Genomic DNA, 1381 nt, shown 5'->3' on the forward strand with positions numbered 1-1381 from the left:
AACGCGTCAATCTTACCCTCAGCAAACAACTCGATCGGCTTAACCGATGCACTCGTCACCCACTCGATATCCTTGGCTGGATCAAGTCCGACAAGCGCCGCCATCGCACTGATGAAAACGTGCGGGCTACTGCCAAGCCCCTGCTGGCCGACGGTTCGCCCCTTCAGATCGGCAACGCTACGTATGCCCTCCTTGGCGAACAGCTCGAAGCAGCCGACATGAACTCCGGCCACAATAGTAATGCTCGCACCTCGATCGATCTCGAGAAGAAGCGGACCAGAGAAATGCAGGGTGAAGTCGATGTCGCCCTTCGCGATTGCTCTGGTTTGCTCTACGCCAGCGTCGGAGTCGACGTAAACCACGTTTGTAAACCCCTCGGCATTCAATAGATCGCTGACCACGTACTGAGGTGCGATACAAATGCTTGGGTTCTTCGCAAGCCGAATTGTAGGAGTCTCCGGCGGCGGATTGGACTCTTCGGCCCTCAGTCGAGCTGAGACGCTCCCAAACAGGGCTGCGGAAGCTGCGCAGGCCCCAGCCAGCAGCAAGTCGCGACGGTTTGTATGCATCGGGACCTCCTCGAAAGCGCTGTAGTTGATCAGCCTCCCAATTCACGTCGCACCGCGTTGAGGAACCGCCAGTCAGCTCCATCCGCGATGAGTTTCGCAGGGCTTGACTTGATCATTCCAGCTTCGCGAAGACGAAGTGCGTAAAAGCGGATTGTGTCCTCAGGATCGTACTCGCGCCAGCGGTTGTACGGCACGTCCGCAAGCGTCTGGACCGCGTAGTCCAGGCGAGGCGCGACCCCCCCATCCACCATACGCTTCGCAACGACGGTCGGTTCGCTCACGCATAAATCCGTGGCTCGGAGCATGGCGCGCACCACGCGCTTGGTGGCAACAGGATTTCTTCGAACGAATTCGCGATTGCCCGCCAGCATACAGCAAGAATATTGCGACCATGGGCGATCCTGTGCGCTGTTGACGATAACGCGCCCGAGGTTCTGCGCGCGCAAACGCTGAGGTTCTGGCGGAAATCCGAGGAAGGCGTCGATCTTGCCGTCTGCAAACAATTCGATCGGCTTGACCTTCGCGCTCGTCACCCACTCGATGTCCTTGGCGGGATCGAGCCCCACAAGCGTCGCCATCGCGCTCAGGAATACATGCGGGGGCGACTCGAGCGATTGGACGCCGACGGTTCGACCCTTCAGGTCGGCGACGCTGCGTATGCCCTCCCGGGCGAAGAGCTCGAAGCAGCCGACATGAATCCCGGCCAGAACGGTAGTGCTCAGGCCTCTATCGATCTCAAGAAGGAGCGGCCCAGAGAAATTCAGGTTGAAGTCGACATCGCTGCTTCTCCAGATCGCTTTGTCTTGTGCGGA

Annotated in this window: 2 protein-coding genes; both read right to left on the reverse strand. The window is 58.9% G+C overall.

The features are described 5' to 3' along the window. Positions 1 to 569, reverse strand: a 569-nt coding sequence (locus tag AC5ZG5_RS46155; protein ID WP_496165564.1) for an ABC transporter substrate-binding protein, incomplete at its 3' end; no start/stop codon positions are given. 29 nt (positions 570 to 598) lie between these two features. After that, positions 599 to 1381, reverse strand: a 783-nt coding sequence (locus AC5ZG5_RS46160) for an ABC transporter substrate-binding protein (RefSeq protein ID WP_496165565.1), incomplete at its 5' end; no start/stop codon positions are given.

This window comes from Bradyrhizobium sp. Ses1 (assembly GCF_059512365.1).